The sequence below is a fragment of the Streptomyces sp. NPDC031049 genome, from assembly GCF_055571015.1.
The window spans coordinates 140,441-164,182 of the sequence record NZ_JBVIGC010000003.1 but is presented as its reverse complement, the minus strand read 5'-3'; the positions used below and the strand labels follow the sequence as shown (position 1 = coordinate 164,182).

General features: G+C 72.4%; 28 protein-coding genes and 1 pseudogene. 8 read left to right on the top strand and 21 right to left on the bottom strand.

From position 1 onward, the window contains the following. Positions 1 to 147 precede the first annotated feature (147 nt). From ACZ45Q_RS06365 to ACZ45Q_RS06310, 12 genes are all read right to left on the bottom strand, one after another. Positions 148 to 1,359, bottom strand: coding sequence for a phage major capsid protein (locus ACZ45Q_RS06365; protein ID WP_468255745.1), 1,212 nt, complete (start codon positions 1,357 to 1,359; stop codon positions 148 to 150). 293 nt (positions 1,360 to 1,652) lie between these two features. Further along, a complete protein-coding gene (locus ACZ45Q_RS06360; protein WP_468255742.1) occupies positions 1,653 to 1,919 on the bottom strand; it encodes a hypothetical protein in 267 nt (88 codons plus the stop codon). Continuing rightward, the gene (locus ACZ45Q_RS06355; RefSeq protein ID WP_468255739.1) at positions 1,916 to 2,056 is read right to left on the bottom strand and encodes a hypothetical protein; all 141 of its coding nucleotides are present in this window, start codon (positions 2,054 to 2,056) and stop codon (positions 1,916 to 1,918) included. Before ACZ45Q_RS06355 ends, ACZ45Q_RS06360 begins: the two co-directional genes overlap by 4 nt. Before the next feature lie 464 nt (positions 2,057 to 2,520). Beyond that, a complete protein-coding gene (locus tag ACZ45Q_RS06350; RefSeq protein WP_468255737.1) occupies positions 2,521 to 3,306 on the bottom strand; it encodes a hypothetical protein in 786 nt (261 codons plus the stop codon). Continuing rightward, positions 3,299 to 3,448: a hypothetical protein gene (locus ACZ45Q_RS06345; RefSeq protein ID WP_468255735.1), complete on the bottom strand. Its 150-nt coding sequence runs from the start codon at positions 3,446 to 3,448 to the stop codon at positions 3,299 to 3,301. The genes ACZ45Q_RS06350 and ACZ45Q_RS06345 overlap by 8 nt, the downstream gene beginning before the upstream one ends. A gap of 76 nt (positions 3,449 to 3,524) precedes the next feature. Further along, complete coding sequence (locus ACZ45Q_RS06340) at positions 3,525 to 4,130, bottom strand: hypothetical protein (protein ID WP_468255732.1); 606 nt, start codon at positions 4,128 to 4,130, stop codon at positions 3,525 to 3,527. Next, positions 4,127 to 4,591 (bottom strand): NUDIX domain-containing protein, encoded by a 465-nt coding sequence (locus tag ACZ45Q_RS06335; RefSeq protein WP_468255729.1) that lies wholly within the window; start codon positions 4,589 to 4,591, stop codon positions 4,127 to 4,129. Before ACZ45Q_RS06335 ends, ACZ45Q_RS06340 begins: the two co-directional genes overlap by 4 nt. Further along, positions 4,588 to 4,881: a hypothetical protein gene (locus ACZ45Q_RS06330; protein WP_468255726.1), complete on the bottom strand. Its 294-nt coding sequence runs from the start codon at positions 4,879 to 4,881 to the stop codon at positions 4,588 to 4,590. Before ACZ45Q_RS06330 ends, ACZ45Q_RS06335 begins: the two co-directional genes overlap by 4 nt. Before the next feature lie 179 nt (positions 4,882 to 5,060). Next, positions 5,061 to 6,464, bottom strand: coding sequence for a DNA primase family protein (locus ACZ45Q_RS06325; RefSeq protein ID WP_468255724.1), 1,404 nt, complete (start codon positions 6,462 to 6,464; stop codon positions 5,061 to 5,063). Then, complete coding sequence (locus tag ACZ45Q_RS06320) at positions 6,461 to 6,859, bottom strand: hypothetical protein (RefSeq protein ID WP_468255721.1); 399 nt, start codon at positions 6,857 to 6,859, stop codon at positions 6,461 to 6,463. Before ACZ45Q_RS06320 ends, ACZ45Q_RS06325 begins: the two co-directional genes overlap by 4 nt. A gap of 194 nt (positions 6,860 to 7,053) precedes the next feature. After that, positions 7,054 to 7,308 (bottom strand): DNA-binding protein, encoded by a 255-nt coding sequence (locus ACZ45Q_RS06315; RefSeq protein WP_468255719.1) that lies wholly within the window; start codon positions 7,306 to 7,308, stop codon positions 7,054 to 7,056. Further along, positions 7,305 to 7,499, bottom strand: a complete 195-nt coding sequence (locus tag ACZ45Q_RS06310) for a helix-turn-helix transcriptional regulator (protein WP_468255716.1) — start codon at positions 7,497 to 7,499, stop codon at positions 7,305 to 7,307. Before ACZ45Q_RS06310 ends, ACZ45Q_RS06315 begins: the two co-directional genes overlap by 4 nt. Positions 7,500 to 7,559: 60 nt before the next feature. Between ACZ45Q_RS06310 and ACZ45Q_RS06305 the strand changes: the two genes are divergently transcribed. Together ACZ45Q_RS06305 and ACZ45Q_RS06300 are read left to right on the top strand one after the other, a co-directional pair. Next, a complete protein-coding gene (locus ACZ45Q_RS06305) occupies positions 7,560 to 8,141 on the top strand; it encodes a helix-turn-helix domain-containing protein (protein WP_468256461.1) in 582 nt (193 codons plus the stop codon). After that, positions 8,134 to 9,336 (top strand): tyrosine-type recombinase/integrase, encoded by a 1,203-nt coding sequence (locus ACZ45Q_RS06300; RefSeq protein ID WP_468255713.1) that lies wholly within the window; start codon positions 8,134 to 8,136, stop codon positions 9,334 to 9,336. The genes ACZ45Q_RS06305 and ACZ45Q_RS06300 overlap by 8 nt, the downstream gene beginning before the upstream one ends. 88 nt (positions 9,337 to 9,424) lie before the next feature. On the opposite strand, the gene ACZ45Q_RS06295 is transcribed toward ACZ45Q_RS06300, so the two are convergent. Together ACZ45Q_RS06295 and ACZ45Q_RS06290 are read right to left on the bottom strand one after the other, a co-directional pair. Continuing rightward, the gene (locus tag ACZ45Q_RS06295) at positions 9,425 to 10,111 is read right to left on the bottom strand and encodes a class I SAM-dependent methyltransferase (protein ID WP_468255710.1); all 687 of its coding nucleotides are present in this window, start codon (positions 10,109 to 10,111) and stop codon (positions 9,425 to 9,427) included. A 96-nt stretch (positions 10,112 to 10,207) separates the two neighbouring features. Continuing rightward, positions 10,208 to 11,947, bottom strand: coding sequence for an MFS transporter (locus ACZ45Q_RS06290; RefSeq protein WP_468255708.1), 1,740 nt, complete (start codon positions 11,945 to 11,947; stop codon positions 10,208 to 10,210). Positions 11,948 to 12,276: 329 nt separating this feature from the next. Between ACZ45Q_RS06290 and ACZ45Q_RS06285 the strand changes: the two genes are divergently transcribed. Then, the gene (locus ACZ45Q_RS06285; RefSeq protein WP_468255705.1) at positions 12,277 to 13,761 is read left to right on the top strand and encodes a DHA2 family efflux MFS transporter permease subunit; all 1,485 of its coding nucleotides are present in this window, start codon (positions 12,277 to 12,279) and stop codon (positions 13,759 to 13,761) included. 7 nt (positions 13,762 to 13,768) lie between these two features. Here the strand turns inward: ACZ45Q_RS06285 and ACZ45Q_RS06280 are convergent. Continuing rightward, positions 13,769 to 13,912, bottom strand: a pseudogene (locus ACZ45Q_RS06280) (response regulator transcription factor); the annotation flags it as partial. A 135-nt stretch (positions 13,913 to 14,047) separates the two neighbouring features. On the opposite strand from ACZ45Q_RS06280, the gene ACZ45Q_RS06275 reads away from it, so the two are divergent. After that, positions 14,048 to 14,917, top strand: a complete 870-nt coding sequence (locus tag ACZ45Q_RS06275; RefSeq protein WP_468255703.1) for a MaoC/PaaZ C-terminal domain-containing protein — start codon at positions 14,048 to 14,050, stop codon at positions 14,915 to 14,917. 91 nt (positions 14,918 to 15,008) lie between these two features. Here the strand turns inward: ACZ45Q_RS06275 and ACZ45Q_RS06270 are convergent, their stop codons facing one another. Both ACZ45Q_RS06270 and ACZ45Q_RS06265 read right to left on the bottom strand, forming a co-directional pair. After that, positions 15,009 to 15,176: a hypothetical protein gene (locus ACZ45Q_RS06270; RefSeq protein WP_468255700.1), complete on the bottom strand. Its 168-nt coding sequence runs from the start codon at positions 15,174 to 15,176 to the stop codon at positions 15,009 to 15,011. Between the two features lie 97 nt (positions 15,177 to 15,273). After that, on the bottom strand, positions 15,274 to 16,596 hold the full coding sequence (locus ACZ45Q_RS06265) for a hypothetical protein (RefSeq protein WP_468255697.1): 1,323 nt from the start codon (positions 16,594 to 16,596) through the stop codon (positions 15,274 to 15,276). 198 nt (positions 16,597 to 16,794) lie between these two features. On the opposite strand from ACZ45Q_RS06265, the gene ACZ45Q_RS06260 reads away from it, so the two are divergent. From ACZ45Q_RS06260 to ACZ45Q_RS06250, 3 genes are read left to right on the top strand one after another with little or no spacing between them, the layout of a single operon-like run. Next, on the top strand, positions 16,795 to 17,646 hold the full coding sequence (locus ACZ45Q_RS06260) for a Nif3-like dinuclear metal center hexameric protein (RefSeq protein WP_468255694.1): 852 nt from the start codon (positions 16,795 to 16,797) through the stop codon (positions 17,644 to 17,646). Then, positions 17,643 to 18,386 (top strand): zinc ribbon domain-containing protein, encoded by a 744-nt coding sequence (locus ACZ45Q_RS06255; RefSeq protein ID WP_468256458.1) that lies wholly within the window; start codon positions 17,643 to 17,645, stop codon positions 18,384 to 18,386. The genes ACZ45Q_RS06260 and ACZ45Q_RS06255 overlap by 4 nt, the downstream gene beginning before the upstream one ends. Before the next feature lie 13 nt (positions 18,387 to 18,399). Continuing rightward, entirely contained in the window at positions 18,400 to 19,854 is a 1,455-nt protein-coding gene (locus ACZ45Q_RS06250; protein WP_468255691.1) for a bifunctional RNase H/acid phosphatase, read from the top strand. A 163-nt stretch (positions 19,855 to 20,017) separates the two neighbouring features. Here the strand turns inward: ACZ45Q_RS06250 and eda are convergent, their stop codons facing one another. The 4 genes from eda to ACZ45Q_RS06230 all read right to left on the bottom strand — a co-directional run bounded on the left by eda (position 20,018) and on the right by ACZ45Q_RS06230 (position 22,966). Beyond that, positions 20,018 to 20,677 (bottom strand): bifunctional 4-hydroxy-2-oxoglutarate aldolase/2-dehydro-3-deoxy-phosphogluconate aldolase, encoded by a 660-nt coding sequence (eda, locus tag ACZ45Q_RS06245; RefSeq protein WP_468255688.1) that lies wholly within the window; start codon positions 20,675 to 20,677, stop codon positions 20,018 to 20,020. Positions 20,678 to 20,763: 86 nt separating this feature from the next. Then, complete coding sequence (gene yaaA, locus ACZ45Q_RS06240; protein ID WP_468255685.1) at positions 20,764 to 21,546, bottom strand: peroxide stress protein YaaA; 783 nt, start codon at positions 21,544 to 21,546, stop codon at positions 20,764 to 20,766. A 53-nt stretch (positions 21,547 to 21,599) separates the two neighbouring features. Then, positions 21,600 to 22,142 (bottom strand): hypothetical protein, encoded by a 543-nt coding sequence (locus tag ACZ45Q_RS06235; RefSeq protein WP_468256456.1) that lies wholly within the window; start codon positions 22,140 to 22,142, stop codon positions 21,600 to 21,602. Positions 22,143 to 22,207: 65 nt separating this feature from the next. Further along, entirely contained in the window at positions 22,208 to 22,966 is a 759-nt protein-coding gene (locus ACZ45Q_RS06230) for a MerR family transcriptional regulator (RefSeq protein ID WP_468255682.1), read from the bottom strand. A 164-nt stretch (positions 22,967 to 23,130) separates the two neighbouring features. On the opposite strand from ACZ45Q_RS06230, the gene ACZ45Q_RS06225 reads away from it, so the two are divergent. Continuing rightward, positions 23,131 to 23,709 carry a Uma2 family endonuclease gene (locus ACZ45Q_RS06225; RefSeq protein ID WP_468255679.1) on the top strand — a complete coding sequence of 193 codons (579 nt, stop codon included), beginning with the start codon at positions 23,131 to 23,133 and terminating at the stop codon, positions 23,707 to 23,709. Positions 23,710 to 23,742: the final 33 nt, after the last annotated feature.

Genomic DNA, 23,742 nt, shown 5'->3' with positions numbered 1-23,742 from the left:
ACTGTCAGGGCCGCGTGACACCCATTCCCCTAGGCAGACGCGGGTGTCACGCACCCTGACAGCGGCCCGTGACACCCGCCCTGACACCACGAAGGCCCCCGTCCTCGAGGACCGAGGACGGGGGCCTTTTTGTTTGCGGGGAGCGGGTCAGACGGCGGTCAGGTCGACTTCGACGATGGACGAAGGCCGGAGGATCTCCAGACCGAACCGGCCCTCGAACCGGAAGCGCAGCATGTTCCGCTCGAAGTCGCTCGCCCCGGAGCCGGCACCCAGCGCGTTCGGGTCGTAGACGTTCTCCGACCAGTCCAGGACACCGTCCTGACGCACCTGCAGCCTCATCTGCCGGAAGTCCGCCAGGAATGCCGTGCCCGTCGCCGCCGCGTCCGTCACCACCACCGGGACACCCCACAGACGGCGCGCACCCTGGTTGACGATGTTCTGCGGGCCTCCGTAGTAGAAGCGGGCCTCGTTGTCCGCCAGCAGCTCGATCGCTTCCCAGTCCTCCGGCGTCATCACCCAGCCGGCGCCGGCCAGGTAGCCGTAGCGCTCCAGCTTCGTCACGGCCTTCCGCGTGGTGACGAGCAGGTTCGTGTCGAACGCCTGCACCTGCGAGCCTGACACGTTGCCGATGCCCGTCATGTTCTCGCCCGTGCCGTCACCGTTGAGGATCTGCTCCTCGAGCGCCAGATCCAGGCCCAGGCGCATCTCCTGGTCGATGAACTGGCGCAGCATGCCGACGTCGTCGAGATCCTGCTTCGCGATCGGCTCCGACAGGTGCGCGATCGTCCGCACCCGGTCGTCGACCCGCGACAGCGTGTAGATGCTGGTGGGCTTCTTCGTGCCCTGCGCGACCGGGGCCGCGTTGTTCGTGCGGGTCGTCTGCCGCAGGTACGCGAACCGGCCCGACGTGTTCCGCACGTTCGGCATCAGCTGCCGCAGCGTCAGCACCGGCACGTCCATACGCACCGGCTCGGGGTCCAGCGGCACGTTCACCGCGACTGTGCCGTTCGCCAGGACGCCCTTGTAGCCGTCCGGGCCGGCTACGGCCTTCACCACCGTGTCGCCCCAGTCCGTGCCACCGGAAGCCTTCACCCGCGGATGCACGTCCGACTTGACCGACCGGCCGCCACCGGCGATGCCGTCGCCCAGCTCCTGCAGAGCCGTGCGCATCGTCTGCGTCGCCCTGGCCGCCTCCATGTCGGCCTTCAGACCCTGGGCCGCGTCCATGTGCGACTTCACCTCGGTCATCTCCGCCGCGGTGAAGTCGCGCTTCTCCTCTTCCGCCTTCGAGGCGATGGCCTGCGCGGCCTCCAGGTGGTTCTTCAGCTCCTCGCCGAGCTGCTTGATGTCCTTCTGCATGGGTGTCCCCTTGGGAAGTCATGGGTGTCTTCCCGGCGTGCTGGAGACGAGCGCTCGACGGTGGCCCGAGGGGCGGCCGGAACGCGGGAACTCGACAGCGGTGAAGCCGGAGGCGCCGAGGGGGCGGGCCTTCAGCTGGCGGAGGCTCCAAACCGGAGACCGTAGGGAGACGGGCGGCTGGCCGGCGCGGAATGAGGAGAGACGCGAGCCGGGCCGATGGCCTCCCACGGCCATCTTCGGAGTGAGCCAATCCGCGGACCGATAGACGGGCCGTCGATCAACCTGCGACCATTTTAGCTGGTTACACCCACCGTGCGGGAGATCTCCACACCATTCCGGTACGTCGTCAGCTCCCAGTGCTCGCAGGTGCACGGCAACTCCAGCAGACGACTCACGCTGTCCATGCCGGCGAACCAGGCCGTACCCGAGCCGTCCACCACCATCGCGTCACCCAGATTCGCCAGCCACGGGCCCTCCGGGGCGTCCTCAGCGTGCTCGATGACCGCCAGGACCAGCACCGTGCCCGCGGCCTCCGTGCCGTCCAGCGTGCGCACCCTCATCGCTGCCCCCAGATGCGCACGTCCCAGTGCGATGCAGCCTCAGCGGGCGCCGTCACCGGGCCGTCCGGCGTCGGCACCGTCACCACCGGACCGCCCACCGGCTCCTGCTCTTCCACCTGCTCGTCCTCTTCGTTCATCGCCCCTCCCAAGGGGTGTCGGAATCACTACGGGAAACGGCACAGGGACCGCCGCGGCCAGAACGGCACACGCGCGCTCAACTCACAGACCCCCTATCCCGGATTCTGTGCTGGGATCTCCCTCTCTGGCCGCGGCGGTCCCCCAGCGATCTTGGCCGGAGATTTTTTCTCCCCTTCCCGCCAAGATCGCTCCGCCAAAAGCCTCCAATTCGCGGCGCCACGGATTTCCCTCCCCCGCGGTCCCGCAGGCGCGCGGGCGGGGGTGCGCCCCCACCCGCGTGCGCGCGTGCGCGGTGGCCGTCTGGGCTCCGGGCGGGCCGGGCCACCGTGGTCCGGCCCGCTCCGGTCGGCGCTGGGCGGGTCACGGCGAGGAAAGGAGGACTCGCTCGCCGCCCATCGCTCCCGTCTGCGGTCGGCCTACAACGCGTGGCCGCAGCGGGTGACGTTGACGCCGGATCCATGGGTCACGCCGCCCGGGGCGTGAACGTCCGGCCGATGTGGGCTTCGGCCTGGATGGCTTCGCTCTGCTCGTCGGGCGTGGGCAGCCACAGCTGGCCGCCGTGCGCCATCATCCAGTCGAGGTAGTGGCGGCCACTGAGTCCGTGCCATCCGGGCTTCGCGGTGGCGAGGCGCACGGGGTGGAGCTCGTGGTAGTTCCGCAGGTGCGTGTACTTGCCGTTGGGGTCGTCGACGCATCGGATGCCGCGGTTGATCCACAGGTCGCTGCGTGCGGCACGGATGGCGAGGTACCGCTCCACCATGCGGTCACAGGTGTCGGACGCCTGCCGGACCTCGTCGGGTGCGGACAGCAGCCGGCGGGGCTCGTGCTCCCCGTACTCCTGCAGGAGGTGCCAGGCGTCCCGGTAGGCCTGCACGGTCTCGTCGTGGGCGGGCCGCAGGTGCTTCGTCAGGATCGTCATGGCCTGCTGCGCGAGGGTGCTGGTGCCCCGCTGCACGGCCGTGTCGAGGCAGTGCTCCATGAGGCTGAAGGCGTCCTCGTAGATGCGCTGGGCTTCGCGGGCCTTCTCGACGCGCTTGACGTCGGGGAGCTTGGTGCCGTTGTGGACGGCGTCGACGGTCTCGTTGGCGACGTCGAGGATGACCTCGAACGCGTTCTTCGGAGGCTCGGGGTAGGGCATGGCGGCGAGCTTGCGCCAGGTCTCGCGGGCCTGGACGACGTCGCTGGGCAGCGTGTAGTAGCCGGCGTCGTAGCCCTCGTACACGGCCTTGCAGGGGAGTTCCTTAGCCACGGTCGGTCTCCTTGTCGGTGGTCTGGCCCCAGCCGCGGCGGAGGTTGTCGAGGGCCTGGCGGCGGACGCGGCGGGGCGGGGTGGCGCGGATGAGGTCGCTCATCCGCATGCCGGGGCTCTTCGGCGGGGGCTGGTCGGTCACGGTGCGTCCTCCGAAATGTTGGGGTTGGCCTCCGGCTGGCTGCGGGCGGAGGCCGCATAGCGGTACGGGCCCGGGGTCATGCGGCGGCCACCGTGTCGTGCTTGGTGATGTCGAGGTGCCGCGGGTCGAGGACCCACTCGACTTCGAGCGGGTTGGACAGGATCTCGTCGTTGATGGCGAGCACCTGGTGCGGTTGGGCGACGGTGGTGAAGATGTGGCCTGCTCCAGGCTGGGTGTGACCTTCGCCGGCCGCGTAGCCGCGGGCCGTGTCGAGGGATGGTGTCCAGGACATGCGGCGGGCGTGCTGGGGGTGGGCGGCCCTGAACAGCTGGGTAGGTTCCGTAGGCCGCTTGGCGGGGTGTCCGTCGACGGTGAATCCGGCGCGCTGAAAGAGCCTCAGCCAGCGGTCCTGGGAGAGGAGTTCGGCGGGCCGTGAGCAGTGTGCGAAGGCCTTGCCGATGTGCTGGGCGACGACGGCCGCGGTGATGCTGTGCCGTTTCCAGGCGTGCCACAGGATGGTGGGCACCCGGTCGGGGTGGGTGCGGTCGAGGATGACGGCGAACACGTCGGGGCGGAGGGCGCCGGCTTGGGTGGTGATGTACCGGGTGATGTCGTTCTGCAGCTGGTGGTCGGCCCACATGCGCGGGTCGTGGTCGGTGGTAAGGGCGTCGGGCAGGATCATGTGGGCTGCTCCGTGAGCTTGTGGAGGATGCCGGGCCAGGCTTCGGCGAAGCCAGGGTGCAGGGGCAGCCGGTTGATCTGGTCGAGGGTGAGCCAGTCGCAGCGGATGCCTTCGCCGTCTCCGTGGCCGGGAGCGAATGGTTCGAGGGTGTCGGCAATGACGGTGTGGTAGGTCCATCCGCCGTGGTCGTTGCGGTGGGTAGCGTGGTGGTGGAACCGGGGCAGGGAGCCGAGTTCTTCGCGTGCTTCCCGGCGTGCGGCGCTGCGGGGGTGTTCGCCGCGCTGTAGGGCGCCTCCGGGGATGCTCCATGTGCTGCCGTAGTGGACCCATGGCGCCCGTTGCTGAAGGAGGTAGCGGCCGTCGTGACGGAGGAGGAGGCCGGCGGCACCGTGCGGCCCCCAGTGGACGCATCCGCGATCGCAGGTGATGTAGCCGCGCGAGGTATCGAAAGCGAACATCATGCGGCCTCGGGTGCGGAGCGGTTGTCGCACTGCCTCAGGTGGGTGTTGCCGCAGTGGGGGTTCTTGCGGCAGAGGGCCGCGCCGCAGCCGAGGGGGCAGCGAAGGTAGCTGCCGCGCCACTGCCTGCGGGCGCAGGTCGCGCAGTAGAGCCGCTTCAGCTTGGCGGTCTTGCGGGCGGCGAGGCCGGCCTGCCGGTTGGCGTCGAGCTCGGCCCGCTGCTGCGCCTGCTGCTGCCGCTTGTTCCTCGCCGCCGCTATGGCGGCCTGCACTTGGTTGTCGACGTAGTTCACGGGCTGACTCCTGGTCTGTGGTGGCCGCCAGAGAGGCAGCAACGGGAGGAAGTGGGGGGGGCGGTGATCTTGCGTCGGGAGGGGGGTGTGTAGGGTTGTGCAGGGTTTTCCGAAACTCTCCACGCATGCACGCATGGAGAGAAACCGGAAAACCCTGCACGCCCCTACACTTCTGCAGGTCAACGGCTTTCGGCCTCCTCGCCGCCAGTGAGCATCAGCCCGCGATACACCTGGCCGCTGCTGCTGCGCTTCTTGGTGAAGCCCCGATGCGACATGGACTCGGCGAACGACACTTCGCTCCCCGCCTGCTCACCGGTCACCCGGCACCAGTCGGACCATGCGCTGAACAGATCGCGAGCGCGCACATAGCCGTGGGGGTTGGTGATCGTCTGGTCGTCGAGGAACCGACCGAGGGCGTCGCTGGCGGCCTGGTACTCCTCGGTCCTGGCCCGGACAGCGTCCGGCGGATTCAACCCCTGCTTCTGGTAGTCGAGCCAGCCCTGATAGGCCCAGGCGAGTACGGCCGTCGCCGCCCGTTTCAGCCGTTCCGGCAGTTCGGGGTCGCGTTCCTCGGGCGGGATGACGACGTCGAACGGCACGACGAGGATGCGGCGCCACACCGCGGGGTCGTCACCGCTCACCGCTGGCAGGTGGTTGGTCAGCATCACGAGGGTGTGCGAGGGGTCGAAGGTGATGGGGTTCTTGTGCATGTAGTTGGCTTCGATGGGGTCACCCCCGACGAGCCGCTTCATGGTGGCCTCAGCGAACTTGCGGCCCTTCTCCGTCTCGGAGCAGAAGGCGAGCCGCGCGCCGCGCAGTCGCATCTTGAACGCGCCGTGCTTCTCGTGCTTGGACTCCATGAGCAGTGACGGGTCGACCTCGATGGCGTAGTCGCCGAACGCGGCGACCAAGGCGTCGCGCAGGGTGCCTTTGCCGTTGGCACCCGTGCCGGTGAAGATCGGCATGACGTGCTCGGTCTGTTTGCCGAGCATGGCGTAGCCGAACAGTCGCTGAACGAAGGCTCGCACCTCTTGGTCAGGGAGGATGCGTTCGAGGAAGGTCTCCCACTCCTCGTTCAGCTCTGTGCCGATCGCGGCCCCTGAGACCTTGGTGATGAGGTCATCGCGGTCGTTGCCCCGGATAGTTCCCTGGCTCAGATCGACGGTCCCGGCCGGGGTGTTGAACAGGTAGGGCTCGGCGTCCAATGCCCGCGACGGGACGGAGATCGGCTTCATGGCGCCGGCCAGCTTCAGCATGCCCTCGATGCCGGACGCGCTTTCGGCTTTTCGGACGTCGGCGTATAGGGCGTCTCGCTCGTCGCCCTTGTCCATGTCGAGGACGGCACGCAGCGCACGCTTGGTCGTGGCGATGGCGGCCTCGATGTCGACGCGTTCCTCGTCGAGCTTCCAGCGGGCCCCGTCCCAGTGGTGCCAGCCGATGCCGTGGACGTGTCGCAGGGAGTCGGCATGCTGCTCGACGAACCGTTCGGCCATGCCGAGATGGCCGCGGTGCGCGTTGCGGGGCACGGGGACGACGTGAAGCCGTGGGGGCTGGGGTACGGGCCGCACGGTGGGCTCGCTCATGCGGCCTCCTGGTGGGTTTCTCGGTACGTGAGGTACCGGCCGTTGCCGCCCGGTACGCGGATGGGGGGCCAGCCGGGGGTGGCTTGCAGCTGGTGGGGCGGCTTGGGTTTGGCGAGGGCGTCGAGTTCGGCGAGCGAGCGGGCCCGCAGGACGGCCTCGGGGCTGCTGGACAGCCGCTTGAGCCAGGCGCAGAGTTCCTGTTCGTCGCCGTACTTGCGCCAGCACTCGGCGGCCTCGAGGGCGCCGGCCAGCCGCCGGGGGTCGTCGGGGCCGAGGGCGATCCATTCCAGGCTGCCGTATTTGGGGAAGTCCCGGTTGGTCCAGGCAGCCTTGGCGTTGGCCCACAGTTCGGTGAGCACGTCCGGGTCGACGTCCGCGGGCTCCGGGTCGGGCACCTGGTCGGGCGCCTCGCCGCAGCTGGCGGCTTCGCAGTCGAGCGGGTCGCGGTGGCCACAGTCGAACGGTTCGCACCGTTCGGCGGCTTCGCGCCGACGCCGAACCTGCGCTACGGTGGCAGCGGACTTACCGCCCGCCGCGGAGTCTCCTGGAAACGCCCCGGTCAGCCCCCGGGGCGTTTCTGCGTTCTGGGTCACGCGGCCCCCTGGTCCTCTCCGGACAGGAGCCTGACCAGAGATGCGGTGATGACGAGCTGGCGTCGGCTGCTGCCGAGCGGGATCGTCTTGACGGGGGATTCGCCGCGCCGGATCAGGGCGCTCAGGTGGGTCGGGCTGCAGCCGATGGCGAGCGCGGCCTGGCGCACGCTGCAGGTTGCTGGCCACTGCCTGACCTCGTCGAGGGTCGGCTGCTTCGCAGACTTCGGGTTGAGGCGAGCGGGGGCGGTCATGCGGCCTCCTGGTTCGCCTGCTGCCTGAACGCTTCCACGTCGGCTTCCCGGTAGCGCACGGGCGCGTTCGGGCGGTCGGAGAGTTTCGTGTAAGTGGGTCCGAGGCCCATGCATCGCCAGTTGGCGAGGGTTCCGGGGTGCACCCCCAGCCGCTGAGCGGCTTGCAGCGGAGTGAGCCACGCTTCGCCCATCAGTCCATCCCTTCGAGATTTTCTCGATGAAGGTGTTGCATCATCACGAACTTTCGCGTGATGATGACGACCATAAGGCGTGCAGGGAGCTTCCGCAAGATCCTAAAAATCTTCGAGAAGATCTCGATAGATAGCATCGAGATCATGACGACGGGACGTATCGAGTTGGGTGCCAGTGGACGAGCCGTTGCCGCGAACGTGCGGCGGCTGCGCAAGGACCGCGGCTGGAGCCTCAGGGCTCTGTCTGAAGCGCTGGACGGAGTCGGTCGCAAGCTGAGTCAGGACGCCATCAACAAGATCGAGAATGGCGCGGACAAGGACACAACCAAACAGATCAGGCGCGTCGATGTAGACGACCTCGTTGCTCTCGCTGTCGTCTTCGGAGTTAACCCGTCGACGCTCCTGCTGCCGGACACCACCAAGGGAGAAGCGGAGATCACCGGTGTGCAGCAGCCGGTGCCGGCTGAAGACGCCTGGAAGTGGGCGGACGGGAAGCGCCCGCTGCGGATCCCCGAGGGGGACGATGGGACCGCGCGCCTCGATTTCGCGCGTTGGGCCCGACCGCAAGGCCTCCGCAGCTTCAACATCACGACGCCTGCGGGCAAGGCCGCGGCTCTGGAATCGGGGCGCGACGATGGCTGACCCCATCAAGAAGATCGTGCTGCGGAACGGCGACGTGCGCTGGCGGACGATGGTCGACGCGGGCAAGGATGCGGACGGGAAGCGCAAGCAGCTGACCATCACCCGCGACACGCGAGCCGAGGCCGTCGCCGAGCGGGCCCGCATCATCAACCAGCGCCGGACCGGCCAGCTCATCGTGCCCAGCCGGATGACCGTCAACCAGCTGCTCGACGCCTACATGGCGTCCAAGGAGGACGACCTCGAGGAGTCGACGGTCGACGGCTACGAGAACCGGCTGACGCACATCCGGGCCCGGCTCGGCGACATGCGGGTGCAGGAGGTCACGGACGAGCACGTCGAGCAGTTCGTCACGTGGCTGCTGACGGAGGCCCGGCGCCGCGGCGGCCCAAAGGGCACCGGTCTGAGGCCGTCCACGGTCGACGGCATCCTCGGCCGGCTGCGCGCCGCCCTGCGGTACGCGGTCCGGAAGAAGGTCGTAGCTCAGAACGTCGCCGAGTTCGTGACGGTGCCGCGCAAGGCGAGGAAGCAGGATCGCCGCGAGAACGAGCGGCCCGCCCCGTGGTCGGTGGCCGAGGTGAAGCAGTTCGTCGTCGGCATCCGCGACGACCGGCTGTTCGCGCCGCTGTTGCTGTCCTGCATGGGCCTACGTCCTGCGGAGGTCGCCGGCCTGCGCTGGCAGGAGGACATCGACCTGGACTCCGGGCGCCTCGAGGTTGCCAACACCCGCACGATGATCCGGAACGCGCGGGTACTGGAGAAGGACACCAAGAGCCTGGCCGGCGAGCGGACGCTGCCGCTGCCGGAGCCGGTGCGGCTGGCGCTGATGAACTTCAAGGTGCTGCAGGAGGCCGAGCAGCTGACGCTCGGCCGGGACTACGTCGGGTCGGGCTATGTGTTCGTGGACGAGATGGGCCAGGCGCTTACGCCTCGGTACCTGCGCGAGCATGCCTACCGGCTCATGGCGAAGCTGGAGCTGCGCCGGGTGCGGCTGTACGACGCCCGGCACTCGTGCCTGACCTTCCTGGCGGTGAACGGCGTGCCGGATGTCATCCTCGCCGCGTGGGCCGGCCACACGAACGCCAGCTTCACGAAGAAGAAGTACGTCCACCCGACCGCGGCCGACATGGGTGCTGCGGTGGTCCATCTCAACGAACTGCTCGGCGTCGCCGACGGCTCGCCCGAGACCTCCGTGTGAGAATTCGTGAGATTCGGCGTCTCACATCGCCGCACTTCCTGCCGCTGACCTGGGAAGTCTTCCGAATCCTTACAGCACGTCTGCGACTCTAACCGCGCACCCGGCCCGCCGCGCCCGTTCGCCGCAGGACGCGCAGGGAGCCGGTCACCGAGACCTCGGTGAACGCGCCGGACTCCAGGGCCCTGAGATAGACGCGGTACGGGGCCTGCCCCGTGAACTCGTCGGCCGGGTCCGGGAAGACGTCGTGGATCACCAGCAGACCGTCCTCGGCGAGGTGGGGGGCCCAGCCCTCGTAGTCGGCGCTCGCGTGTTCGTCGGTGTGGCCGCCGTCCACGAACACCAGGCCCAGCGGCGTGCCCCACAGCCGGGCGACCTGCGGGGAGCGGCCGACCAACGCCACCACGTGCTCCTCCAGGCCCGCCCGGTGCAGCGTCCGGCGGAACGCGGGGAGCGTGTCCATCAGACCGACCTCGGGGTCGACCGTCTCCGGGTCGTGGTACTCCCAGCCCGGCTGCTGCTCCTCGCTGCCGCGGTGGTGGTCGACGGTGAGCGCGGTGACGCCGCGGCGGCGGGCCGCGTCGGCGAGCAGGACGGTGGAGCGCCCGCAGTACGTGCCGACCTCCAGCAGCGGCAGCCCGAGGGCGCCCGCCGTCATGGCCGCCGCGTACAGGGCCAGGCCCTCGTCCTTCGGCATGAAGCCCTTCGCGCTCTCGAACGCGGCCAGGACATCGGCGCCGGGCCGGACGCCGGCGTCGGGGTGGGGGGCCGTGGGCATGGGGGCCTCTCGGTGGTGCGGGTCTGACGGCGACCCATCGTGCCGTAACCCCCCGCCGGGGTGTGCGGCAGGGGTACCGGACGGCAGGCGGCGGCGCTACGCCGGGACGGACTCCTCCGGCAGGGACAGGTCCAGGCCGGCCGGGTGGTCTCCGCCCGGGTGGGTCGCCGCATGGGCGAGCGGGCCGTGCCCCGGGGCGCGGACGGCCAGCACGTACGGGCCCTCGGCGGGCACGGCGAGGGCGTAGCCGCCGTCCTCGCCGGAGACGGTGGCGCCCGCGCGGCGTCCGTGCCGGTCGAGCAGTGTGACCCTGGCGCGGGCGACCGGGGTGCCGTCGGCCGCCAGCACCCGGCCGCGGAAGCCGCGCAGCGCCTGCTCGGCGCGGGCCAGGCGGGCGTCCTCCTCGCTGCTCGCGCGCAGTCGCGGGCCGGCCGCCGGGCGGCGGCGCGGGAGGAGGAACGCGAACAGCAGACCGGCGGCGACGGCGGCCGTCGCGATCAGGAAGGAGAGGCGGAAGCCCCGCATGGTCGGGATCTCCACGCCGCCGACGGTGTCCGAGGTGCTGGCGAGCACCATGCCGATGACCGCGCTGGAGACCGAGGTGCCGATGGAGCGCATCAGCGTGTTGAGCCCGTTGGCCGCGCCGGTCTCCGAGGGCGGGACCGCGCCGACGATCAGCGCGGGCAGGGAGGAGTACGCCAGGCCGATGCCGGCGCCGAGCAGCACCGAGGTGACGACGGTCTGCCACGCGGCGTTCATCAGGCCGAGGCCGCCGGTGTAGCCGAGGGCGATGACCAGCATGCCGGTGATCAGCGTGGTCCGGGGGCCGTAGCGGGCGGACAGCCGGGCGTAGACGGGGGCCGTGAACATCATCGTCAGGCCCAGCGGCGCCACGCACAGGCCCGCGACCACCATGGACCGGCCGAGGCCGTGGCCGGTGCCGGAGGGGAGCTGGAGGAGCTGCGGCAGGACCAGGGAGACCACGTAGAAGCTGACGCCGACCATGATGGAGGCCAGGTTGGTCAGGAGCACCTCGCGGCGGGCCGTGGTGCGCAGGTCGACCAGCGGGGCGGCGACACGCAGCTCCATCAGGCCCCACAGCAGGAGGACCACGGCCGCCGCGGCGAACATGCCGAGCGTGGCGGGCGACGTCCAGCCCCAGTCGCTGCCCTTGGTGATCGGCAGGAGGAAGAAGACCAGCCCGGCGGAGAGACCGAGGGCGCCCGGCAGGTCGAAGGAGCCCTTGGCGCGCAGCGGGGACTCCGGCACCACGAGCAGGGTGAGCGCGATGGCGAGGACGCCCAGGCCCGCGGAGCCGTGGAACAGGACGTGCCAGTCGGTGTGCTGCGCGACGAGCGCGGCGGCGGGCAGGGCGAGGCCGCCGCCGACGCCGATGGAGGAACTCATCAGCGCCATCGCCGAGCCGAGCCGCTCCCGCGGGAGCATGTCGCGCATCAGGCCGATGCCGAGCGGTATCGCGCCCATCGCGAAGCCCTGGAGCGTACGGCCGACGATCATCGGGACCAGGGCCGCGGTGAACGCGCTGATCAGTGCGCCGACGACCATCACGGCGAGGCTGGCGACCAGCATCCGGCGCTTGCCGTACAGGTCGCCGAGGCGGCCCATGATGGGCGTGGCCACGGCGCCCGAGAGCAGGGTGGAGGTCAGCACCCAGGTGGCGTTGGCGGGAGTCGTGTCCAGCAGTTGCGGGAGATCCTTGACGACCGGGACCAGGACGGTCTGCATCACGGCGACGACGATGCCCGCGAAGGCGAGCACGGGGACGACGGCGGCGCTCGCTCGGGGGGTGGACTCGTCGGGCGTCGTGGGGGTCATCGCGTGGGGCCTCCGGCGGGGGTCGGGAGCGGACGGTGAGCGCCGGCCGCCTGCGTGCGGTCGGGCGGACGGTACGTGAGTGGTGAACTCCGTGTGCCTGGGCAACTATTCCGATGCTTTGAGCCACTAACGATTTCTTGACCTTCTCTTGGGGCGGTGAGGGCGGTCAAGGGGGCGGGGCGGTGGTCTGGAGGGGTGGGGCGGGTGGTCGAAGGGAGTGGGGTGGGTGGTCGAGGGGGGTGGGGCGCGTGGTCGTCGGGGCCTAGGTCTGAGGGACCGGAAGCGGAGGGGCGAAATCCCGATGCCAGGAGCGTGGAGGGGTTGAGACCATGACACGCATGCTCGAAGCCGCCGACACCGCCGCCGCCCGCATGTCCCGGCGCCCCGCCCCGCCCACCTGGCTGATCGTGGCGCTCGCGTGCGCCGGGCAGTTCCTGGTCGTACTGGACGTGTCCGTCGTGAACGTCGCCCTGCCCTCGATGCGCACCGACCTGGGACTGGACGCGCACGGCCTGCAATGGGTGGTGAACGCCTACGCCATCGCCTTCGCCGGGTTCATGCTGCTCGGCGGGCGGGCCGGGGACCTGTACGGGCGCAAGCGGATGTTCCTGGTCGGGCTGGCGCTGTTCACGCTGGCCTCGCTGGCCGGCGGACTGGCCCGGGAGGGCTGGGAACTGCTCGCGGCGCGGGCCGCGCAGGGGCTCGGCGCGGCCGTGCTGGCGCCCTCCACGCTGACGATCCTCACCGCCGCCGTGCCCGAGGGGGCGGCGCGGGCGCGGGCCATCGCGACGTGGACGGCCGTGGGCGCGGGCGGTGGCGCCGCCGGCGGACTGGTGGGCGGTCTGCTCGTGGACGGGCTGTCCTGGCGCTGGGTGCTGCTGATCAACGTGCCGGTGGGGGTGGTGGTGCTGGCCGCGTCCCTGGTGTGGCTGACGGAGAGCCGGGCCGGGGAGCGGCGGCGGCTCGATCTGCCCGGCGCGGTGCTGGTGACGGCCGGGCTGGCCGTGCTCGCGTACGGCATCTCCCAGACCGAGGTCGCGGGGTGGACGGCGGCGTCCACGGTGGTGCCGCTGGCCGCGGGACTGGTCCTGATCGCGGTGTTCCTGGTCGTTCAGGCGCGGACGGCGGCGCCGCTGATGCCGCTGCGGCTGCTGCGGGTGCGGGCGGTGGCGTCGGCGAACGTGGCGATGTTCGTGTGCGGGTCGGCCATGTTCTGCATGTGGTTCTTCATGACGCTGTACGCGCAGAACGTGCTGGGCTACTCGCCGCTCGAGGCCGGGCTGGCGCTGGTGCCGAGTTCGCTGGCGGTGGTGCTGGGGTCCAAGCTGGCGCCGCGGCTGATGCGGACGCTGGGGGAGCGGGCGGTGGCCGTCCTGGGCACCGGCGTGGCGGCCGCCGGGTTCGGGTGGCAGTCGACGCTGAGCGTGGACGGCGCGTATGTGACCGCGATCCTGGTCCCCGGGGTGCTGATGATGCTGGGCGCCGGGCTGTCGGCGACGCCGCTGGCGTCACTCGCCACGTCAGGGGCGGCGCCCGGGGACGCGGGACTGGTGTCGGGGCTCGTCAACACCTCGCGGACGATGGGCGGTTCGCTGGGGCTCGCGGTGATGGCGACGATCGCGGCGGCGCGGTCGGGGGAGGACGCGGGGGCGTCCGGGGCGTCGGGGGTGTCGGGGGATGCGGTCGGGGCCGGGGCGCTGACGGAGGGGTACGCGCTGGTGTTCCGGACCGCGGCGGTGGTCCTGGTCGCCGGGGCGGTGCTGATGCGGGTGTGGCTGCCGGCGGCGCGGCGGGAGGCCGCGGAGAAGGGCTGAGCCGTCGGAGCCGGCCCTGGTGGCGGGCCTCGCGCAGCGCCTCCGTGCGGTTGCGGGTGCCGGTCTTGGCGATCGCCGAGGAGAGGTGGCTGCGGACCGTGGACTCCGACAGGTGCAGGGCGGCGGCGATGTCGGCGACGGTGGCGCCGTCGGGGGGTCGTCCCCGAGCTGCCAGTCATGGGTGCGACGCTACGGGGGCCGGGTGCGGTACGGGCCGAGCCGTTCGTACGGACTGGCGCGGGACACATGTCCCGGGTCCCGGCCGCCGCCGACCGACAGGAGACGCATGCCCATCGACCCAGCCGTGGCGCTCGCCGCCGGACCACGGTCCCGCCCGATCGCCTGGGAACCCGCGGACGTCCAGCTCTACCACCTCGGCATCGGCGCCGGAGTCCCCGCCACCGACCCCCGCGAGCTGCGCTACACCCTGGAGACCCGGCTGCACGTCCTGCCGAGCTTCGCCACGGTCGCCGGCGCCGGCGAGCCCGGGGTGACCGGCGGACTGTCCATGCCCGGCGTCGACGTCGACCTGACCCGCGTCCTGCACGGCGGGCAACGGCTGCGGGTGCACCGGCCCGTCCCCGTGCGCGGCACCGCCACCGCCACGTCCCGGATCACCGCCGTGTACGACAAGGGCACGGCGGCCGTCCTCGTCCTGCGCACCGACGTGGCCGACGAGGCCGGGGCGTTGTGGACCGACGAGGCCGAGATCTTCGTCCGCCAGGAGGGCGGCTGGGGCGGTGAGCGGGGGCCGTCGGGGCGGCTCGAGTCGCCGGCCGGGGAGCCCGTGGCCGTCGTCGAGCGGGTGGTGAGGGAGGATCAGGCGTTGCTCTACCGGCTGACCGGCGACCTCAACCCCCTCCACGCCGACCCGGAGTTCGCCGCCCGCGCCGGCTTCGACCGGCCCGTCCTGCACGGTCTGTGCACCTACGGCATCACCCTCAAGGCCGTGGTCGACACGCTGCTCGACGGCGACGCGAGCCGGGTGCGCGACTACCGCGCCCGGTTCGCCGGAGTCGTCTACCCGGGGGAGACGCTCCGGGTGCGCATGTGGCAGGAGGGCGGGGACGGCGCGGGCGGAGTGCGCGTCGCCGTGAGCGCCGTGGAGCGGGGCGACGTCCCGGTCCTCGTCGACACCGTGGTCCGGTACGGGTGAGGCCGTCCGGGAGGTTCCGCGGCCGCGAACGGCGACGGCCCCGCACGTCGCGAGTGACGTGCGGGGCCGCCGAGTTGCCCGTGACGTACCGTCAGGCCGCCGTCTCGGCCTCTTGGGCCGGCTTGCGGTGACGGCCCCGGGGAGCCGTCTCGGCGTCCTGCGTGGAGACCGGACCGCGGTGCCGGCCGTGGCCGGCGGCGATCTCCTGAACGTCTGCACCGTCGGCACGGGTCGGCTGGTTCGTGCTGGCGTCGCTCATCGGAAGGAATTCACCCCGTCAACCTGATCTTTCCTACAGCCGGGTGAGTGTAACCGGCACGCTGCGGACCGGATCCAGGCGGCCACGCCAACCGGCACTACTTCGTTACAAGCCGTGCCAGCGGCGCCTGTTGAAGGGGGACGGGGCGGGGCGCGGACGGTGTCCGGGGGTCCGCTTCCACCGGTTCCGCCGGTCCGTCCGGGCCCGTGGGGGCCGTGGGGGCCGTGTGCCCGGCTTCGCCCGGACCCGTGGGAGCCGTGTGCCCGGCTTCGTCCGTGCCGCCCGGGCCCGCCGCGTCCGGGGCCGAGCAGTCCGGTGCGGCCGCGGTGGTGGAGGGGGTGGTGGAGGAGGGGTCGGGTGCGGCCTGCGCGTCGTCCGGGCCGGTGCCGTCCGTGGGCGGGGCGGGCAGCCGGGCCAGCCCGCACGGCAGCTCCGGTGTGGCGTACGGCAGGTGCAGCACCCCGTCCGCCGTCCACGTCCCGCCGCCGGCCAGCCAGCCCGGCGGCGCCGGCAGGTGGTGCACCTGCCGCTCGGCCGGCCGCCACACCCCGACCCAGCTGCCGAACGCCCCGTCGAGGCGCAGCGCCACCGCACAGCGCTCCGGCGTCAGCACCTGGCCCGGCTGGATGGCGAACGGCGTCACCACGCAGTCCGGCAGCCGCAGGCACTCCGGGAAGCGCACCGGCAGCGTACTGCCCAGCACCCCCCAGCCCAGCCGGAGTTCCCGGCCGGGAGCGGGTGCGTCGGAGCCGATCAGGAGCAGCCCGCTGTCCGGGTCGGCCAGCAGCAGCCGGTCCTCGCTGTCGGCGGCGATCTGGAGCAGCGGCGACACCTCGCCGCCCCGCTCCAGATCGACCACGACCGCCTTGGTGCGCCCGCCGGTCTCCCGGTCCAGCGCCAGCAGCCGCGCCGTACGGTCCAGCCACACCCCACCCGAACAGCGGCCGGGGATCTCGGCGAGGTGCTCGGGCCCGAAGGCGCCCCCGGCCACCAGCCACACGGCCGTCGAACGCGGCCCGACGGCCAGCGCGTACGCCCGCTCGCCGCCCGGCGCCGGCGGCAGCAGCCGCAGCCTGGTGGTGTCGTCCGGGCACTCCACCGCGCCCAGCGGCAGCTCTCCGGTGCCGGGGCCGGTCGGGTACAGCAGCGTGAAGAGGTGCCGGCCGGCCGCCCTGCGGTGGATGAGGACCCGCCCGTCGCCCATCGGCTGCACCTCCGTGCCCGGCTCCTCCGGCTGGTTGCCGGGCAGCGGCACCGCGTAGGGCTCGGGGCCGTCCAGGGTCCAGCGCTCCGGGTACCAGGAGCCGCCGCTGCGGGCCAGGCGGGCGGCGTAGGCGCCGTCGGCCGTGATGGCGCACTCCGCGCGCGGCGTCCCGCCGTCCTCGGGACCCGCCGAAGGTTCGATGGCACAGGCCGTCATCGTTCGGTCACCTCCGGCGACGAAGCTAGTTTTCGCACGCACGGGCGGGGCACCGAGGGCCGTCCGCTTCACACATACGGGTGGCACAGGAACGATTCGGCTGAGGAAGCGGCGCTGAATGTGCTGTTCCGGCGCGGGTCGGGGGCGGGTCGGCGGTGGCGGTACAACGGCGAAGAACAGCCAGGTAGCCTTGCATCCGTGCCCCGTCTGTCAGAAGTCATCGCCGCCCTGGAGAACCTGTGGCCCGCCGAGCGGGCCGAGTCCTGGGACGCGGTCGGCACCGTCGTGGGCGACCCCGACCAGGAGGTCACGCGGGTCCTGTTCGCCGTCGATCCCGTGCGGGAGATCGCCGACGAGGCGGTGAAGCTGGGCGCCGACCTGCTCGTCACCCACCACCCGCTCTATCTGCGGGGTACGACGACGGTCGCGGCGTCCACCTTCAAGGGCCGCGTGGTGCACACGCTGATCAAGAACGACATCGCGCTGCACGTCGCGCACACCAACGCCGACACCGCCGACCCGGGCGTCTCCGACGCGCTGGCCGGAGCCCTCGGCCTGCGGATCGAGGGCCCGCTGGTGCCGGACCCGGGCGACCCCGAGGGCCGCCGCGGTCTCGGCCGGATCTGCGCCCTGGACCACCCGCTCACCGTCCGCGAGCTGGCCGCCCTGGCCGCCGAGCGGCTGCCCGCCACCGCGCAGGGCATCCGCGTCGCCGGTGACCCGGAGGCGCGGGTCCGCACGGTCGCCGTCAGCGGCGGCTCCGGCGACAGCCTCTTCGACCAGGTCCGCGCCGCCGGCGTCGACGCCTTCCTCACCGCGGACCTGCGCCACCACCCGGCGTCGGAGGCCCGCGAGCACGGTCCCCTGGCGCTGCTCGACGCGGCGCACTGGGCCACCGAGTGGCCCTGGTGCGAGCTGGCCGCGAGCCAGCTCGACGAGATCTCCGACCGGCACGGATGGGACCTGCGCGTCCACGTCTCCAAGACGGTCACCGACCCCTGGACCGCCCACGCGGCGTCCCCCGAATCAACCGCAGGAGCCCCCAACTGAACGCCGAGCCCGCCGACCAGATCCGACTCCTCGACGTCCAGGCCCTCGACGTCCGCCTCCAGCAGCTCGCGCACCGGCGGAGGTCCCTGCCCGAGCACGCCGAGCTGGAGTCGCTGACCAAGGACCACGCCCAGCTGCGCGACCTGCTCGTCGCCGCGCAGACCGAGGAGAGCGACTGCGCCCGCGAGCAGACCAAGGCCGAGCAGGACGTGGACCAGGTGCGCCAGCGCGCCGCCCGCGACCAGAAGCGCCTGGACTCCGGCGCCGTGTCCTCGCCGAAGGACCTGGAGAACCTCCAGCGGGAGATCGCCTCCCTCGCCAAGCGGCAGGGCGACCTCGAGGACGTCGTCCTGGAGGTGATGGAGCGCCGGGAGTCCGCGCAGGAGCGGGTGGCCGAGCTGACCGACCGGGTCGCCTCCGTGCAGGCGAAGATCGACGACGCGACCGCGCGCCGGGACGCCGCGTTCGAGGAGATCGACGGCGAGGCCGCCTCGGTCACCAAGGAGCGCGAGGTCGTCGCCGGGGCGGTCCCCGCGGATCTGCTCAAGCTCTACGACAAGCTGCGCGAGCAGCAGGGCGGCATCGGCGCGGCCAAGCTGTACCAGCGCACCTGCCAGGGCTGCCGCCAGGAGCTGGCCATCACCGAGCTGAACGAGATCCGCTCCGCGGCCCCGACCACCGTTGTGCGGTGCGAGAACTGCCGCCGCATCCTGGTGCGCACCTCCGACTCGGGTCTGTAGGGAGCAGGTGGCGGTGCGGGAGTTCGTCGTCGAGGCCGACGGCGGGTCGCGGGGCAACCCGGGTCCCGCCGGGTACGGCGCGGTGGTGCGGGACGCGGCGACGGGGCAGACCCTCGTCGAGGCCGCCGAGTACATCGGCGTGGCCACGAACAACGTCGCCGAGTACCGGGGTCTGCTGGCCGGCCTGCGCGCCGCGCGCGAGCTGGACCCGGCGGCCTCCGTGCACGTCCGGATGGACTCCAAGCTCGTCGTGGAGCAGATGTCGGGCCGCTGGAAGATCAAGCACCCCGGCATGAAGCCGCTCGCGGCCGAGGCGGCCCGCGTCTTCCCGCCGGAGCGGGTGACGTACGAGTGGATCCCGCGCGAGAGCAACAGGCACGCCGACCGCCTGGCCAACGAGGCGATGGACGCCGGGGCGCGCGGCGAGGCGTGGTCCCCGTCGACGTCGACGGCGGAACTGGACACCGGGGCGTCCGCGCCGGGCGACGCGCCCGGCTCCGCGGGAGGGGCCGCGCCGGGTGGCGTGCCCGGAACCGCGGGAGGGGCCGCGCCGGGTGCCGAATCCTCGGGTGGGGAGCCCCGCTCCGCCGGGGGAGGTGTTTCCCGTGGGGACTCCGTCGCCGCCGGTGAGCCCGCCCCCGCCGAATCTCCGGCTCCCGGTGGCGATGACGTCGAGGCCGATGCCGCCGCGCGGGCTGCCGGTGCCGGCGGCGCGACCCGTTCCGCCGGTGCCGGTGCCAATGCCGGTGCTGACGTCGATGCCGATGCCGATGGCCGTTCGGCGAGGGCCGACGTGCGGGCCGCGAAGGCCGTGGCCTCGCCCGGGTGGGGGCCGCCGGACATGGGGGCGCCCGCCACCTTCGTCCTGCTCCGGCACGGCGAGACCCCGCTGACCCCGCAGAAGCGGTTCTCCGGGAGCGGCGGCGGCGACCCCTCCCTGTCCGCCGTCGGCCGGGAGCAGGCGGAACGGGTCGCCGAGGCGCTCGCCCGGCGCGGCACCGTCCAGGCGATCGTCTCCTCACCGCTGGCCCGCACCCGCGAGACCGCCGCCGTCGTCGCCGACCGCCTCGGTCTCGACGTGGCGATCGAGGAGGGCCTGCGGGAGACCGACTTCGGCGCCTGGGAGGGCCTCACCTTCGCCGAGGTCCGCGAGCGCCACCCGGACGACCTGAACGCCTGGCTCGCCTCGCCGGACGCCGCGCCCACCGGCGGCGGGGAGAGCTTCGCGGCGACCGGGGCCCGCGTCGCCGCCGCCCGCGACAAGCTGGTGGCCGCGTACCAGGGCCGCACCGTCCTCCTGGTCTCCCACGTGACGCCGATCAAGACCTTCGTGCGCCTCGCCCTGGGCGCCCCGCCCGAGGCGCTGTTCCGCATGGAACTCTCGGCGGCCTCGCTCTCGGCGATCGCCTACTACGCCGACGGCAACGCCAGCGTCCGCCTGTTCAACGACACGTCCCACCTGCGCTGACGCCACGTACGGCGGTACCGGCCGCCGTATCGCCGTACCGGCCGCCGTGCCGCGGGCCGACCGTCCGTAGCGCGGTGCCCGCCGCCGTGTACCGCGGGTCGGCCGCCCGTACCGGGGTGTCGACCCACCCATAGGGCGGCGTCGACCCACCCATAGGGCGGTGCTAGCGGCCGGCCCCGCCCGTGCCGAGCTGGGCCGCCTCGCGCGCCAGCGCCTCCACGCGCGTCCAGTCCCGGCCGGCGACGGCGTCCCGGGGCAGCATCCAACTGCCGCCCACACAGCCGACGTTGGGCAGTGCCAGATACGCGGGCGCGGTGGCCGGGCCGATGCCGCCGGTCGGGCAGAAGCGGGCCTGCGGCAGCGGACCGGCGAGCGACGTGAGGTAGGCGGTGCCGCCCGCGGCCTCGGCCGGGAAGAACTTCATCTCCCGCACACCGCGCTCCAGCAGCGCCACCACCTCCGACGTGGTCGACACCCCCGGCAGGAACGGCACCCCGGACCCCCGCATGGCGTCCAGCAGGGCATCCGTCCACCCCGGGCTGACCAGGAACCGAGCCCCGGCGGCCACGGCCTCGGCGACCTGCCCCGGCGTGACGACGGTGCCGACGCCGACCACCGCCTCCGGCACCCCCTCGGCGATGGCCCGGACGGCGTCGAGCGCGGCGGGCGTCCGCAGCGTCACCTCGATCGCGGGCAGCCCCCCGGCGACCAGCGCCCGCGCCAGCGGCACGGCGTCGGCGGCGTCCTCGACGACCACGACGGGGACGACGGGCGCGAGGTCCAGCACGGAGACGGGCGGGGAGGAGGGCTGAAGTGACGTCATGACCTCATCGTGCCCGTGAGAAGCATCCTGCGCAAAGGTCATTGCATGTCGTGCAACGCCATCCACCTCCGCGCAGGACGCGCCGCTCAGTGGACCTCGGTCACCAGCACATCCAGCGACCAGGCCTTCCCGGCCTTCGCGGGCGCCTCCGCCTCCACCTCGTACCCGAGGTCCCGCAGCGCCGTCACCAGCTCCGCCGGGTCCTTCGGGACGGAACCGGAGGTCAGCAGGCTCCGTACGATGCGTCCCTTGGTGGCCTTGTTGAAGTGGCTGACCACCTTCCGGGTCGGCGCGTGCAGCACCCGTACGGTCGCCGTCCGGGAGGCGACCTCCCCCTTGGGCTTCCAGGCGGCGGCGTACGCGGCCGACCGCAGGTCCAGCACCAGCCCCTCCCCGGCCGCCTCCGGCAGCACCTCGGCCATCGGCGTCCGCCAGTGCCCGGCCAGCGCCCCCAGCCCGGGCAGCTTCACGCCCATCGAGCAGCGGTAGGAGGGGATCCGGTCCGTCACCCGGACCGCGCCCCACAGCCCCGAGAACACCAGCAGCGACCGGGCGGCCCGCCGCTTGCCGGCCGCGTCGAGGGAGGCCAGGTCCAGGGCGTCGTAGAGCACACCGGTGTAGATTTCCCCGGCGGGCCTGGCGCCGGCCGTGCGCAGACCGGCGTTCTTGGCGACCTCGCCGCGCAGCCCCTCGCTCAGCCCGAGCACCTCGCGCGCCTTCTCCTCGTCGGCGGAGCACAGCTCCACCAGCTCGTCGAGGACGGCCTCGCGGGCCGCGCCCAGCCCCGGCAGCGACAGCGCCTCGGGCTTCAGCGGGGCGCCACGCCCGGACGGCGCCTTCCCTTCGGACGGCGGCAACAGGACAAGCACACGTACTCCTTCGCTCTGAGGCCCCCCGACAGAGTACGGCCTGCCGTACGGCGCTAAGCGCCCCGGACCAGGGCGGACCGCGCCTCGGCGAGGGCGAGCAGCAGGCCGTCGGCGTCGTCGGCGTGGCAGCGCACGAGCCGGACCTCGCGCCGCCGCCCGAAGAAGGAGACGTGGGTGACGGGCTCGGTGAGCTCCAGGGTGAGCGTGGTCCGCGAGCCCACGTCCACGTTCAGCTCGCCGTCGGCCCGCTCGTGGCTCAGGCGCAGCTCACGGCGGACGGAGCCGATCCGCTCCAGCGGTATCCGTACGTCCACGTGGACGGCCCGGCGGACCCGGAGGACCCCGGTGTCCGCGTCCAGCACGTGCGGACGCACCACGGAGGCCGCGTGCAGGCCGACGACGATGACGATCGTGTACACGTCCAGGACGAGGACGACGTGGTGGACGGCCGGCCAGTCCCGCAGCAGCAGCGCCATCATCACCGCCTCGACGACGCACACGAACCCGAACCCGAACATCATCGCGCCCTGCCCGCGCGCGTACCCGAACGCCCGCCCGCCGCCGCCCGTCCCGTGGGTGCGCCGCGCCACCCACATCCCGAGGCTCGCCAGCAGCCGCAGCTCGTGCCGCACGAGGACGTACCCGGTCCGGACCGCCGCCCTCACGGCCGCCTCCCGCCGGAGGCGATCCGCATGGCCTGCCGGATCGCCTCCGCCTGGGCGGGCGGGAAGTCGGCGTAGAAGGCCCGCAGGAAGCCGTCGCGGGAATCGAGCACCACCTCGTCCTCGGGGAGCAGCCCCGGCGGGATGCAGTCGGCGAGGGCCCGCGCCGCCTCCGCGACACGCGGATCGCCGGGGTCGGCGTCGGCGAGGTCGTCCAGCAGGGCGTAGGCCCGGTCGGCGCGGGCCAGTGCCTCCGGGGAGTCCAGCGCCCCGCGCAGCACCCCGAGCAACCGCTCCCGGTCCTCCGGGGCGGCCGTGCTCTCCAGCAGGGCGAGCATCTCCCGGTCCCGGGCGGCCATGGGGGAGTCGGAGGCGCGCGCCAGGTCGGCGAGCAGCGCGCCCAGCTCCGCCGACACCGGCCCCTCGGCGGGCAGCTCCCCGCGCTCCAGCAGAGCCCGCAGCCGCGACCGGCGCTCCCGGATCGCCGCCTCCTGCCGGGCCAGGTCCGCGTCCAGCTCCTCCAGCACCTCGGCGAGGTCCTTGCCGGCCTCGTCCGCGAGCACGTCCCGCACCTCGGCGAGCCCGAGCCCCAGCTCGGTCAGCCGCCTGATCCTCGCCAGCACGACGACGTGCCGCAGGGTGTACGACCGGTATCCGTTGGCCAGCCGCTCCGGCTCGGGCAGCAGCCCCAGGTGGTGGTAGTGCCGCACGGTCCGCGTGGTGACGCCGACGACGTCGGCGAGTTCTCCGATCCGCATGCGCTCAGTAGAGACGTTGACGTTGCGACAGGGTCAAGCGCGACGGCTCCGGCTTCCGACGGCGGCCGGGATCATGTGCCACGATCGAGGGAACGGTTCCCGATCCACGGACAGGTGATCAGCCGATGTCCCAGTCTGGCGAGCGACCGAAGGAGGGGCGTGACATGACTGCCATGGCCCACGAGCCGCTCACGCAGGAAGAGGTCCTGCTGGAGGGCTTCCTCGCCCTGGACACCCCGGAGGGTTTCCGGGCCGAGCTGATCGAGGGGGAGATCGTTGTGACGCCGCCACCGGACGGGGATCACGAGGACTACATCGGGTTGGTCGTGAACCAGGTGATCAGGCGCTCCCGGACAGACATGCAGTTCTCAGGGAACAAGGGGCTGAAGCTGCGGAGCGGAGACGGCTGTCCCAAGAACCACGTGATCCCGGACGGCACGTTCGCTCCCATGGAGCTGAGGCTCTACCGCGGCGCCGAACCCTGGATGCCCTGCGACGGCGTCGCCATGGTCCTGGAGGTGACGTCCGCCAAGCCGCGGGCCGACCGCGAGGCCAAGCGCCGCTGCTACGCCCGCGGTGGCATCCCCCTCTACCTCCTCGTCGACCGCGACGAGTCCTCGATCACCCTGTTCAGAACCCCGGAGAAGGACGACTACCGGGAGCACTGCACCCGCCCCCTGGGCAAGCCGCTCGCCCTGCCGGAACCCTTCGGATTCGAGCTGGACACCGCGGACTTCCTCTGATCTGATCCCCTGGCCGGAGGGGGCGAGGGGCGC